Origin of the sequence: Chitinivorax sp. B (assembly GCF_005503445.1) — a bacterium.
In the GTDB taxonomy this organism is placed as follows: Bacteria; Pseudomonadota; Gammaproteobacteria; order Burkholderiales; family SCOH01; genus Chitinivorax.
On the sequence record NZ_SCOH01000045.1, the window covers coordinates 24,325 to 37,392 of the forward strand.

The following is a 13,068-nucleotide window of genomic DNA, read 5'->3' on the forward strand; positions in this document are numbered from 1 at the left end:
ATGTCCACCTCCATCGCCGCCGAACAACGCCCTGCCAGGGGTCTGGGCATCTTTCGGGAACATAACGCCCGCATGGTGTTCTTTGGCCGACTTTCGGTTTTGACGGGTGATGTCATTCAAGATGTCGCATTGATCTGGATTGTCTGGGAATTGACGCATTCCTCGGCAGCCACCGCCATTGCCAGCATGTCCAGCCGTACCCCACTCTGGCTGTTCAGCCTGCCTGCGGGCGTCTATGCCGACGCCAATGATCCGAAACGTACGTTGCTGTGGGCCAATTTGCTCTGTAGCCTGCTGGCATTTTGTGTCGCCGGCTTCGCCCACATGGGTATGCTGAATGTCCCATTGCTGTGCGTACTGGCCTTTGCCATCTCCACCTGTCGTACCTTCGAGATGCCCAGCTTCTATGCTGCAGTACGTGGCTTGACCAATGGCACCGACACCCAACAATTGAATGGCGTGGCAGACACCGCCAAGCGACTGGCCCGGCTGGTAGCCCCCTTGTTGGCCAATGCCATCAAGAACATCACCTCAGTGTTCAACCTGTATGCCGTAATCGGCGTGTTCTATGCCTGCATGGCTATGGCGGGCCGCAAGATGGATGTTCGCAGCTTCCGGCAGCGCCAGGGGCCACGCCAAGGTATTGTCGGCGACTTGCGTGAAGCCTTGGTGGTGATCAAGCAACGGCCAGCATTGCAATTCATCATCGCGGCCGAGATCTTGTTCAATGTCGCCTATGGCGCCTGCTACTACGTATTCCTGCCCCGACTGACCATGGATACCACCGGCGGCGGGGCCTTTGGCTATGCCGCTGCCGTCACCGCCTTTGGTACCGGTGGATTACTGGCGGGCTTCTTGTCCAGCCATCTGAAAATGCACGGTCAGGCATTGCGTTATGCAATGGTTGGCTGGCTAGGCATGGGACTGTTTTTCGGCCTGATGTGTCTGACCCGGTCGCTGTGGGTCATTGTGGCGTTTTCTGCAGTCGTCGGGGCTGCCATGGCAATTCAGACCATTGCCCTGTGGAGCGCATTGCATGAATCCTGCCCAGCCGAGCATTCCGGTCGTGTGTACTCGATCTGGCGACTGGGTGCTGATGCCGCCATCACGGTCAGCACGCTGACCGCTGGCGTGGTCACCGATGCCTTCGGGCCATCCATGCCGATTGGCGTCATTGGCATCTACGTACTGCTTGCCATCCCGCTGGCTCGCCGTTTGATCATGCCTCGTGTTGTGCCACTGCAGGAGCCAAACCGATCATGAACACCCGACTCTCTCCAGACATATTGCGTGACCATCTGGCACCCAGCGCGGGGCCATTGCTCAGCTTTCAGCATGACGATGGGTCCAGCATCGCCCTTAGCCTGTTCGGTGGCCAATTGTGTCATTGGCGAACAGCTGATGGCAGCGATCCGCTGTATCTCAGTCCACATTCGATGTGGAACGGGTATACCGCCATTCGTGGTGGCATGCCGGTCATCTTTCCGCAATTTGCCAACGAAGGGCTGTTGCCCAAGCACGGCGTGGCCCGTACCAGCTTGTGGCAGTTGGCAGAGCATGGCCTGACACCAAGTGGCCACAGTCAGGTCAAACTGGTGCTGGGTGACACCGCGAGTACCCGTTGCATCTGGCCCTATTCGTTTGAATTGATGCTGACCTTTACCTTTGGCGGCAATCAGCTGACTGCCGAGCTAGAAGTTCACAATACCGGTAGCGAAGCTTTTGACTTCACTGGTGCACTACATACCTATCTGGCCACACCGGTGGTCCAAAGCAGTGTTGCCGGGCTGTCCGGCCTGACATTCCTGGATTCTGCTGACCAGCGTCGGCTAGCTGTTGCCAACGAAGGGCCACTCCATATCGACCGCGAGATAGACCGGTTCTTCTTCAATGTGCCGCATCCAGTCACATTGACCAGCCCAGGCCGGCGTACAGAAGTCGAACAGAGCGGTTTCACTGATGTGGTAGTGTGGAATCCCTGGCAAATGCTGGCGGCAAATCTGCCGGACTTGCCGGATACCGGCTATCTGCATTTCGTATGCATCGAATCGGCAGTAGTCGGGGTGCCAACGACGGTGGCGCCCGGACATCGTTGGACTGGCACGCAGCGTCTGGTGGCACATTCAGCTTCCACACACTGACCCTCTGGCAGGACAGCCGATTACATTTGCCGCAAGTGGCCTGCTCAGGTAGAACGGAACGTCTAATATACAGACAACCCCAGCCAACTTGCCGAGGATCGGGTCGTGCCCACAGCCATCCACAGTGCCTCGCTGCCGTTGGACAGCCTGGTCGATATCACATCGCAACGCGATCTGGACAATCTGATCCAGGTGACGGCCAGCATCTTGCAAGAACATCTCGATATCGTGGCAATCCGTGTGTTTCGTCAACACACCGCAGATACCGATTGGGACTGCTTTTACCAATCTACCCAGTCAGACCGACACCAGCATGCCTGGTTGGTTTCAACAACCCCTATCACCGCACAATCGCCCGCCCATCTTGGCCTCATCCGCTACCAAACCGAGGGAACATTTCGCGTTTATGGTTTCCCGATCAACGGTTGGACGGGTGTGGCCCTGATTGTCGAACTTTATGCAGATCATCCGTTGGAGGATGACCTGGAGCTGATTTCAATTGTGCTCAAGGTAGTTGACAACCTATTGAGCGTGCTGCGACAAGCTCATTGCGACACCCTGACCGGTCTGCTCAACCGGCGTAGTTTCGATGACCGGTTTGCCCAGCTGATGGTTGCCTCGGCCGCTAGGCAACGTGAAATTCAGCAAAACGAACGCCGATTGGATTGCGCGAATTGTCCTTGTTGGCTGGCCATTTGCGATATCGATCATTTCAAGCGCATCAACGATACCTTTGGGCATGTGTATGGCGACGAAGTGCTGATGTTGCTGGCCAAACTGTTTATGGACAATTTTCGGGAAGCAGACTGTATTTTTCGGTTTGGTGGCGAGGAATTCGTGGTGATGTTGTCACCCTGCCCTGTACTGCATGTCCACATGGTGCTTGAACGATTGCGCGATAGTGTGGCACGGTATGCATTTCCACAGGTCGGGCAAGTCACCATCAGCATCGGCTATGCACGAATCGTCCAGCACGTTGCCCCTTCCGATTTGATCGGCCAGGCTGATCAGGCCTTGTATTACGCCAAGGAACATGGCCGCAACCAGGTACAGTGCTTTCATGCGCTGTTGGAACAAGGGCTGTTGAGCGAACCTGCCAAACATGATGATATGGAATTGTTCTGACCAGCCTACCCACCTGATATCCTCGCGACTGGGCCATCCTGTACCTTGACCCTGCACGCCACCCCGAGCACACTTCTCCGTTCATAACATCGCGTTCGATGCCGGCCTGATCGCCGCCCAATGGACGTATTACGATAAAGTCCTCAGGAGAATATCCATACCATGGAGCAAACCCGCCAGTTTTTTCACAAACTGAATCAGGATTACCTGGCTGTCCACAAGACCAAAGAAGACCTGTTCTGGGACACCTACATGGCCATCAGCGATGACCATGCCGGCTTTGCCAAGGCAGAGCAAGCCTATAAAGCATTCATTTCCAACCCAGCCATGTTGACGGCTGTCCGCCAGCATCTGGCAGAACTGGAAACCGCGCCGGACAACGAAGACAAACGCACACTGCAACATGGCCTACAGGGGTGGTTGGCACTGTTCGAATGCAATATCGTGGACAACGCAGCGGCAAGTCAGCACATGAACGAACTGATCGACATGGAGTCAGCGCTGTTCGCCAAACGCCAGCAATACACGATGCGCCACATCAACGAGCAAGGGCAGGAAGAAGATGCATCGTTGAGCATGCTGGCCACCAACATGAATACCAACCCCAACAGTGTCGCACGTAAAACATCTCACGATGCGTTGATGGGCCTGGAAAAATGGGTGTTGGACAACGGGTTTCTAGCGATTGTCAAAAAGCGCAACGATTTTGCGCAAGCATTGGGCTACCGCAATTATTTCGACTACAAAGTTCGCAAGAACGAGCAAATGAGCCCGGAGCAGTTGTTCGAGATTCTGGATGATTTCGAGGTGCAGACCCGTGATGCCAACCTGCGCACACTGACCAATCTGGCCCGCGACAAAGGCGAAGATGCGCTGCTGCCTTACAACCTGCGCTTTCATATGTTCGGTGATGTCACACGCCAAATGGATCCATACCTTCCATTCTCGAAAGCCGTCGAGCGTTGGGTCGAAAGCTTCCGCCGTCTGGGGATCACCTATCGTGATGCACTGATGCAACTGGACTTGATGGAACGTAAGGGTAAGTACCAGAATGGCTTCTGCCATGGTCCCATCCCCAGCTTCTTTGATGAAAAAGGCCAATGGGTTGCTGCACAGATCAACTTCACTGCTGAAGGTAAACCCGACCAGATCGGCAGTGGCTCACGCGCGTTGAATACCCTGTTTCACGAGGGCGGCCACGCGGCACACTTCGCCAATGTGACACAGAACTCGCCATGCTTCTCGCAAGAGTTCCCGCCAACCTCGATGGCCTACGCCGAAACACAATCGATGTTCTGCGACAGCCTGCTGGAAGACCCCGACTGGTTGAAACGCTATGCCAAGGATGCAAACGGCAACACCATTCCGGATGAGTTGATCAAGGCCCGTATCGCCACGTCACAGCCGTTCCTCGCATTTACCGAGCGTTCGTCACTGGTCGTCGCCTATTTCGAGTGGGCACTGTATCAAATGAGTGATGTGGAACGGACACCAGCAGCAGTACTAGCCCTGGCACGCGCTTGTGAAAAGCGCATTCTCGGCGTGGACGTCGGCCCGCGCCCGTTGCTGGCCATCCCACACCTATTGAATCAAGAAGCAGCAGCGGCCTACCATGGTTATTTGATGGCCCATATGGCGGTGTACCAGACCCGGGCCTATTTCGAGCGCAAATTCGGCTACCTGACAGACAATCCGGCCATCGGCCCACTGCTGGCCCAACATTACTGGGGGCCTGGCAACGGCCATACCCATAATCAAACCTTGCTGAACCTGACGGGTGAAGGCTTCTCCGCCCGCTACCTGGCAGAAAAATGCAATCAGTCGGTTGACGAAGCCTGGGCGCACGCACAGCAGACCATGGCGGCAGCGGCGGCTCGCCACTATCCAAGCGACTATCCGGCATCGCTGAATGCGCGGATACGGTTGGTACATGGTGCCGAGTTGATTGCAGATAACCAACATTCAGATGCGGCCATGTTCAGCAAATTTGAAGAGTGGATAGATCGACAATACAGTACAACCCACTAAATTCAAATATTCGTCATTTAATTAAAAGCTGGTGAAACCACCAGCTTTTTTATTTCCAATCCAATTTCATTTACAGCACCAGCCGATGCCCAACCACACCCACACCAGCCAAGTAATCAGGCCACTGTCCAGTAGTTTGCCAATTTCTGGCACCCCTGCTTGTCTGAAAGGCATATTCATCCACCTATCATTGAATATTGAATCATTTCAAATATTAAAATAACTGGTAGCAATAATTATCAGAAATAGATTCAATTTGACCTTAAAAATCACCAAATGCTATTTTCGTAATGCGTGACCAATGAATATCTCGATGTAAAAAATCAACCAAGAGAGGAAGAGGTAAGCATGTCAGTGCATTACAAGCCAAGTTTGAAGGCAGCTGCAGTTTGGGTAATGTGTGTGATGGCAGCCCAGGCGATGGCCGGAAATTCAACCAAAATCAATGAACAGATTGATGCGTCCGGCAAGGTGACGGTTGCCGTTTTCGAACGTCAGGCTGGTAGTACTCAGCAGCATTTCAATGATTTTGCAGTCGATGTCCCGGAGGATTTCGTCGTAGTTGGAGGCGGTGTGGAAGGGGCTCGGTTACCCAATGGCAACTTACTGACCGCCTCGTATCCAAACAGCAATCTGTCTGCCTGGCTGGTATCAACCAAAGATCACATCACCCCATCACCGACCAAGCTCACCGCATGGGCCATTGGCCTGAAGATTCAGGGGCTGACACGTCAACAATTGATGAACTACCTCGCTGTCAATGTCTCCTCCAGCGGTTATGAACAGCATCCGGATACTGCTGCGGGTATTCCGCAAGGCTATGTACTGCTGGGCGGGGGATTCCGTGTCAACTGGAGCGGTATGGGCAATCTGGCAACGGCGTCCTATCCTGAGACAGCCTATACCTGGCGAGCACGCTCAAAAGATCATGTGGCCGCATCACCAGCCTCGACCCAGTCGTTTGCAATCGCCATCAAACAGTCCATTCCCAATATCGGTACCATCAATACCACCATCAACAGCGCCGAATCCAGCTATACACAGCATCCATCCAGCACAGCCAATGTTCCTGCAGGTTATGCACTGACGGGATGTGGTGCTCAGGTCAACTGGCATGGTGCAGGTAATTTGTTGTGGAAGATTCAACCGGTGACACAAGGCAACCAACATGGGTGCACGGTGTCTTCCAAGGATCATCAGATCGTGTCACCAGCCACCATCCGTGCCTATGCGATCGGTATTCAAGTGAATTGATGATGACAGCACGCGGCAGTGTTTGGCCCATGAGGGTGAGAACGATGCCGCGATTCACGTCATGAAAAAGGCCATGGGCACTACTGCCCATGGCCTTGTCGCTTACCAGAAGCGAGTAAGCTGTGGTCTGACCCTTATTGCGGTACACCGTATTTCCAGCTGTTCCAGTTGGTCACGATGTCGTTGATCAATGGGCTACCAACCTTATACAGGTTCCAACGGGCCGGTTCGAAACCGCCCTGAGCACCATATTCAACCAGTGCATCGACATCCGTCTGGCCTGGATAGGGTCGATCGAAGTCGGCACCCGTGCGCAACACCGCCACACGATTGACGTCCAGACGACCAGCAGCGGCACCACGCTTCAACGTTTCATAGGTGGCATTGTCCTCCTGCTGAGTGGTGCAATACGTGCCCTTGCCATCTGTCATCAACTTGACCCAATCACGCGCACGCTTGCCTAGTGCGTTGCCGGCAAACCAGGTTCCACTGGTCACGGTGTCACACTGCGTCACCTTTGGTGGCTGATTGGCAGGTGCATTCGGGAAATTGGCGCGGAATGCCTTGGCTTCCTTGCTGTCGTCCAGTTGCACATCCTTGGACAAGCGATACGCCTTTTGCATCAGTGCATCGTTCAGCTCGAATACTTCAGTACGATAGTCTGGCTTGGGCTTTTCGTTGGGGGTCTTTGTGTAGATGCCGAAGTAACCGTATTCCCAGCCAGCGGGCATTTCACGTGCATCGATTTCCCAGGAAATACCGTAATCAACCATATAACGGGTCCAGGCTGCTGTGCCGAGCGTACCTTGTTCCGGGTCGATACCCGCGATACCGGCCACCAGGAAGTAAGTCTTGCGCAAATCAAACTTCCCGCTGTAGATCAGCGCGGTCAATGTGGCTGCAGCATTGGCATGGCCCATGCCGGTCACCACGTTACAAACGTCGTCTTTGTTACATTTCACAACCGGATAGTCAGGCGACAAGCCCGGCACCTTGATTTCCTCGGTCAGTTTCATGTTTTTGACCCAGGGTTCGCTTTCGGGTGCGAACATGCTGATGACCATGGCCTTGACCGGACGGCCTTCGTTACCGTTGGACGAATTGGAATTCGTGACGCAGCCCGTCGTCAGCACAGCCAATACTGCCGCAGTCACCGGCAGGCGTACGGCTTTGAGAATGGTGGGGTATTTCATATCAAATCCTGTGAGAAAGTGGTGGAATCACATCGTTGGCGTGTCGCTCAGCGCGGAACGCCCGATTTCCACTGTTCCCAATTGGTCACGATATCGCGAATCAACGGCCAACCCACGTGATACAGGTTGTTGACCGACGGCATGAAGCCACCGGATTCCGGCAGGGTCAACGAATCATAGGCACTCTGACCGGCATAAGGCCGATCGAAGTTGGCAGCCGTGCGCAGCACCGCTACACGGTTCAGGTCGAGCAGGCCTTCATTCGCGCCACGTTTCAGTGCTTCATAGGTGGCATTGTCTTCCTGCTGGGTGGTGCAATAGGTACCCTTGCCATCAGTCAACAGCTTGGTCCACTCTTCAGCACGCTTGCCCAACAGTTCACCATGCCACCAGGTATCGCCAGCAGAGGTATCACACTGCACGACGGTCGGCGGTTGGTTGGCCGGCGCAAACTTGTAGTTGGCACGGTATGCCTTGGCAACATCGCTGTCTTCCAGCGTGACATGCTTTGACAGAGCCAGCGCTTTTTGCAGCAGCGCTTCATTCAGCTGAAATACTTCGGTTTTATAGTCCAGGGGTGGCTTAATGCCAGGGCCCTTGGTGTTGATGCCGAAATAACCGGTGCTCCAGTTGCTGGGGATGGCGCGTGCGTCTAATTCCCATGCAATCCCGTACTCAACCAGGTAACGCGACCAAGTCGCCGTGCCGAGCGTACCTTGCTTAGGATCAATACCCGCAATACCTGCAATCAGGAAGTAGCTTTTGGACAGGTCGAATCGACCGCTGAAGACCAGCGCAGCCACAGAAGCTGCTGCATTGGCGTGGCCCATGCCCGTGGTCATTTGGCAGACATCGTCACTGTTACAGCGCACAGTTGGAAAGTCTGGCGACAAACCAGGAATGGTGTATTGCTGGGTCAGGTTGAGCTTGTCGAGCCATGGTTTGCTCTCCGGCTCAAACATGCTGATGATCAATGCCTTGACTGGACGTGGTGGGCCGCCGACCTCACCCGCCTGGGGGGTGCCAGCACCGGTGAGTGCTACACCTGCTGCTACGCAGGCAGACGCTGCCAGCACCTTATAGAGGGTACTTTTGCTTTTCATATGGTTTCCGCTTCGACAAAACGCCACACCATATAGCACAAAAGCAAATACTTTACTAAATTCGAGTAAATAGATTTATTTTAATCAACCGCCCTATAGGATCAAAAATTTTTGACCTAAAATACAACCCAGCATTAGCAAATGGCATACCAGACAACCTATCTAGCCATTCTATTGGAATTTATAAAATATGGAAAAATCAATGTAAAACCGTCGAAAAATGCCATTCAACATGGCCAATATCACCTCAAACAACTGATAAAACACAAATATTATTAAAACACGCCATAACAATACAAATACGTCTCAGCAACTATCCAAGCCAGGCCAATGCAACTGAAACAGCTTGGCGACCACCAACTGGCACAATCTGTTCATGTGCCACGATCACCCGTTCTATCGGCCAATCCAGCAGTTGATCCCGACTACGACGGGCGGCCACTTTATCCTTGATCATGACTCTGATGGTAGGTGACACCACCAACTGATGTCCCAATACCCCTCGTACCAACAACCGCTTGATCCAACCGGAAACCTCACCGAAATGCACACAAAGATCGGTCAGAATCAACGTCCGGCTGGCATGATGGAAGAAGGCTGTTTCATTCAACATTGGCAAGCCTTCGAAAAAGCAATGTGCCAAATCAGATTGCCATGACCCGATGGAAGAATCGCTCAGCACCTTGCCATGGAGCAGATCCGGCCGCTTGCTGGCCAGCCCCGGCGCAATCCACAATGCCGCGGCAGGATAAGCATTGGCCCACACACCCGCATTCAAATGATGCCCCAGATTCGGCGCCACAATACAGCTGACCGGGCCTAACGCATCAATAGCCTGTTGCAATGTGGGTGTCAGCGGTGCTGGCGAATGTACGAACAAGCCACCTGAAGATAAGCGCACCACCGTCATGCGTGACCAGATCGTCAATCCGGCAAAATGGATGGGATAGGGCTGATGCCAGAGTTGACCATCGACGATCGGCAATAAACACGACATGGCTAGCGGATGAGGGTATGGGATCGCCTTATCTTACTCTGCAATTGCATCAACCCATACAGCAACGCTTCCGCAGTCGGCGGGCAACCCGACACATACACATCCACTGGCACAATGCGGTCACAACCCCGCACCACGGAATACGCGTAATGGTAGTAGCCCCCACCATTCGCACATGACCCCATCGACAGCACGTACTTCGGTTCCGCCATCTGGTCATAGATCTTGCGCATGGCAGGTGCCATTTTATTGGTGAGCGTGCCGGCAACGATCATCAGATCAGCTTGGCGAGGTGTGGCACGTGGCATGATGCCAAAACGGTCCATATCGTACCGGGATGCGGCAGCATGCATCATCTCTACAGCACAGCACGCCAGGCCAAATGAGAGATACCACAAGCTATCACTACGGGCGAGATTGGCTAGATGATCCAAGCGGGTTAGCAAATAGCCATCACGGTGAAAAGAGGCAGACTGCATGAACGATACTCCCTGACATTCGACCGGACGAGTGTAGGAGATACATCACCTGCAATCTTGTACTGAGACGACATCCGCTATAGGAACAGCGCACTCACTTCCTGCTGTGAGAAGCGGTATACCTCTTGTGTGCCTGGGTTGACTGTCATCCGTTGTCGCAAGAACTGGCTGGGACTGACGCCCACAAATGTCCGGAAATCACGATCGAAATGTGCCTGATCGAAATACCCCAGATCCTGCGCCAATCGTGCCCACATGCCGCGGGCAGGCAAGCTATCATTCGGCACTGTCACCAAATGCGCAAAACCCAGCCCAAACCGGGCAATGCGCCGAAAGTCACGAAATGGCATGCCATAAGCCAGCTTGAAACGGCGCTCCAACTGTCGAGTGCTCAGATTCAGGCGATCTGCCAATGCATCGGCCCGACCGATCAGATCATTCAAGGTCAGCCCAGGAAACCACGCCATCGGTCCTTGTCGACGGCACATTGCATCAAACAGCCAACCAGTCAGTTCTTGTACCCACTGCATGGGCTGTGTCGCTTGTTCCAATCGATCCAGCAAAGGCATTGCCACCTCGCGGCCAATCACCGAATCCAACCCCACATATTGATCAATCAGCCAATCTACCGGCATGTCGAAAAACCGTTCGAAACAACCGTGACGAAAAGTCAGCATCAAATATTGCGTACCTGGCTGTGGAAAAGTCAGATGTGGCAGACGACATGGGCCGGTTACTACCACACGGGGCAACGGATGCCGTAGCCCATCACCGCCTAGGTAAGCTGATCCGCCTTGCAGATAGGCAATCAATTGCGGCTGCGGCTTGGCTGGTAAATGCAGTTCGCCACCACCCAGATGGTCAATCAGAATATCGTGGATAAATGGCTGTAGAACAGGTGGTGGCGGGACGATCAGACGCATGAAAGCCTCTAAGCAAGTCAAACCAGAAGTCGGTTCGGTCGATTAGTCACCAAAGCCGGCGCAAGGACCGCATCAGCTACATTTTCCGATATCTGGATGCATCCAGGCAATGTAACCAGCACAGATACTTGCTTCAACAACATACCCATCAACATATCAGGATATTGTCATTTAATTGCAACCGCTCTACGTAAATTTGCTTATTTACTTGGCATTAACCAGCCATCAACAATGCTGTTTCCGGCCACGTCGGACAGAGGTAGTACGGCACATATCAGCCACCGTTTCCGTGCCATGCGAAGGACAGGCCGAGCATGTTCTACGCCGCAGTCCATTGCTCATACAGGGAAAATGCGTATGCCGCACATACTGTCGTGTCGTGCCATATGAATTGCTGCAAAGCATGATTGGGGTATTGATGTACTTGTAACAGGACAAACGGTCACGGATACCAGACTAGGCCACGCCCATAGCCGATCAATGACACTAGAATAATCAGCCAACACTTTCCTCCATTGCATTCCGATCCTAAGGACTTTTGACCATGCCCACTCTTCGTCCCATCGCTATCGCACTGGCAATTGCTTTGAACAGCCCAAGCCTGCTGTCCGCTGCCCAGGCTATGGATATGTCGACCACGGTTGAGGAGGCCCGCTATGCCAGCGGTGTCATCCGGCCCAACCATGTCAGCCAAAGCCAGTTGGAACAGGCCACGGTGGCGTTTTACCAAAGCTGGAAAAGTCGCTATCTGAAGCCACGCCCCAAATTCAACGATCAATACTACGTTTACTATGGCGGCGAGGATGGCAAATACAATGTATCGGAAGGACAAGGCTTCGGCATGCTGGTCACCATGCAAATGGCCGGGAAAGATGCGGAAGCCCGCCGCTATTTCGATGGCTTGACCCGCCTGTATCGCGCCTTTCCCAGCAGTACGGACAAAGGGCTGATGGCATGGGTTCAGACCATCGACAACAATGGCAACATGGTCAATCTGAGTCGCCTGGGTTCAAGCGCCGCCACCGATGGCGATATGGATGCCGCTTTTGCCTTGCTGCTGGCTGACAAAACCTGGGGAAGCAATGGGGCGATCAACTACAAAGCGGAAGCCCTGAAAACCCTGGCAGCCCTGAAGCGGTCAATCGTACACAAACAGAACAAATTCCTGAAAGTGGGTGATTGGGCGGAAGATGGCAATGAGCCGATGGGACGGCTGACCCGCTTTTCCGATTACATGTTCAACCACCTACGGGCGTTTTACCAAGCCACAGGGGATGCATTCTGGCGTGATGTGCTGGACCTCGCCTACAGCATTGCTTTGCAGGTTCAACATGACTACAGCGCCAATACCGGCCTGCTGCCGGACTTTGCATTACGCCAAAGCAACGGCCGTTTCGCACCGCCACCCGGCAAAGTACTGGAGGCAGATACCGACAACAAATACGCGTGGAATGCCTGTCGCATTCCCCTGCGCTTTGCCATGGATTATCTGTTGACCGGTGACGCCCGTGCCTTGCCCATTCTCAACACACTGAACAACTGGATTCGCAGCAACAGTGGCGAACGGGCGGATCATGTCATGGCGGGCTATGATCTGAGCGGCAAACCATTGGCCAACTACAGCTCATTGGCTTTCAGTGCGCCATTTGCAGTCAGCGCCATGGTCAGCAACAACAATCAGGCATGGTTGAACAAATTATGGGATCACATCAGCAAAACCGATGATAAAAGCTATTACGCAGATTCGATCAAAATGTTGTCAATGATCGCAGTCTCCGGCCTGTGGCGTGGTATTGAAGGTAATCCCACCCCTACCCCCACACCT

11 protein-coding genes are annotated in these 13,068 nt (G+C 53.6%); 6 read left to right on the forward strand and 5 right to left on the reverse strand.

Annotated elements, in window-relative coordinates:
- From FFS57_RS20680 to FFS57_RS20700, 5 genes are all read left to right on the forward strand, one after another.
- Entirely contained in the window at nucleotides 1–1,263 is a 1,263-nt protein-coding gene (locus FFS57_RS20680; RefSeq protein WP_137939726.1) for an MFS transporter, read from the forward strand.
- A complete protein-coding gene (locus tag FFS57_RS20685) occupies nucleotides 1,260–2,141 on the forward strand; it encodes a D-hexose-6-phosphate mutarotase (protein WP_137939727.1) in 882 nt (293 codons plus the stop codon). The genes FFS57_RS20680 and FFS57_RS20685 overlap by 4 nt, the downstream gene beginning before the upstream one ends.
- A gap of 105 nt (nucleotides 2,142–2,246) precedes the next feature.
- Complete coding sequence (locus FFS57_RS20690) at nucleotides 2,247–3,266, forward strand: GGDEF domain-containing protein (protein ID WP_137939728.1); 1,020 nt, start codon at nucleotides 2,247–2,249, stop codon at nucleotides 3,264–3,266.
- Between the two features lie 162 nt (nucleotides 3,267–3,428).
- Nucleotides 3,429–5,294, forward strand: coding sequence for a M3 family metallopeptidase (locus tag FFS57_RS20695; RefSeq protein ID WP_137939729.1), 1,866 nt, complete (start codon nucleotides 3,429–3,431; stop codon nucleotides 5,292–5,294).
- A gap of 348 nt (nucleotides 5,295–5,642) precedes the next feature.
- Nucleotides 5,643–6,548, forward strand: coding sequence for a hypothetical protein (locus FFS57_RS20700; RefSeq protein WP_137939730.1), 906 nt, complete (start codon nucleotides 5,643–5,645; stop codon nucleotides 6,546–6,548).
- A 134-nt stretch (nucleotides 6,549–6,682) separates the two neighbouring features.
- Here the strand turns inward: FFS57_RS20700 and FFS57_RS20705 are convergent, their stop codons facing one another.
- The 5 genes from FFS57_RS20705 to FFS57_RS20725 form a co-directional block, all read right to left on the reverse strand.
- Nucleotides 6,683–7,612, reverse strand: a complete 930-nt coding sequence (locus FFS57_RS20705) for a purine-nucleoside phosphorylase (protein WP_249384097.1) — start codon at nucleotides 7,610–7,612, stop codon at nucleotides 6,683–6,685.
- A 176-nt stretch (nucleotides 7,613–7,788) separates the two neighbouring features.
- Entirely contained in the window at nucleotides 7,789–8,844 is a 1,056-nt protein-coding gene (locus FFS57_RS20710; protein ID WP_137939732.1) for a purine-nucleoside phosphorylase, read from the reverse strand.
- A 313-nt stretch (nucleotides 8,845–9,157) separates the two neighbouring features.
- On the reverse strand, nucleotides 9,158–9,841 hold the full coding sequence (locus tag FFS57_RS20715; RefSeq protein ID WP_137939733.1) for a DUF4336 domain-containing protein: 684 nt from the start codon (nucleotides 9,839–9,841) through the stop codon (nucleotides 9,158–9,160).
- Between the two features lie 2 nt (nucleotides 9,842–9,843).
- Entirely contained in the window at nucleotides 9,844–10,320 is a 477-nt protein-coding gene (locus FFS57_RS20720) for a NuoB/complex I 20 kDa subunit family protein (protein WP_137939734.1), read from the reverse strand.
- 77 nt (nucleotides 10,321–10,397) lie between these two features.
- On the reverse strand, nucleotides 10,398–11,243 hold the full coding sequence (locus FFS57_RS20725) for an AraC family transcriptional regulator (protein ID WP_137939735.1): 846 nt from the start codon (nucleotides 11,241–11,243) through the stop codon (nucleotides 10,398–10,400).
- A gap of 544 nt (nucleotides 11,244–11,787) precedes the next feature.
- Here FFS57_RS20725 and FFS57_RS20730 point away from each other — a divergent pair.
- On the forward strand, nucleotides 11,788–13,068 hold a 1,281-nt coding region (locus FFS57_RS20730; RefSeq protein WP_137939736.1), incomplete at its 3' end, for a family 8 glycosyl hydrolase.

Bases quoted from the DNA above. Each gene is read 5' to 3' on its own strand.
- FFS57_RS20680 (WP_137939726.1), top strand. From the start codon at position 1: ATGTCCACCTCCATCGCCGCCGAACAACGCCCTGCCAGGGGTCTGGGC.
- FFS57_RS20685 (WP_137939727.1), top strand. From the start codon at position 1,260: ATGAACACCCGACTCTCTCCAGACATATTGCGTGACCATCTGGCACCC.
- FFS57_RS20695 (WP_137939729.1), top strand. From the start codon at position 3,429: ATGGAGCAAACCCGCCAGTTTTTTCACAAACTGAATCAGGATTACCTG.
- FFS57_RS20700 (WP_137939730.1), top strand. From the start codon at position 5,643: ATGTCAGTGCATTACAAGCCAAGTTTGAAGGCAGCTGCAGTTTGGGTA.
- FFS57_RS20705 (WP_249384097.1), bottom strand. From the start codon at position 7,612: ATGGTCATCAGCATGTTCGCACCCGAAAGCGAACCCTGGGTCAAAAAC.
- FFS57_RS20710 (WP_137939732.1), bottom strand. From the start codon at position 8,844: ATGAAAAGCAAAAGTACCCTCTATAAGGTGCTGGCAGCGTCTGCCTGC.
- FFS57_RS20715 (WP_137939733.1), bottom strand. From the start codon at position 9,841: ATGTCGTGTTTATTGCCGATCGTCGATGGTCAACTCTGGCATCAGCCC.
- FFS57_RS20720 (WP_137939734.1), bottom strand. From the start codon at position 10,320: ATGCAGTCTGCCTCTTTTCACCGTGATGGCTATTTGCTAACCCGCTTG.
- FFS57_RS20725 (WP_137939735.1), bottom strand. From the start codon at position 11,243: ATGCGTCTGATCGTCCCGCCACCACCTGTTCTACAGCCATTTATCCAC.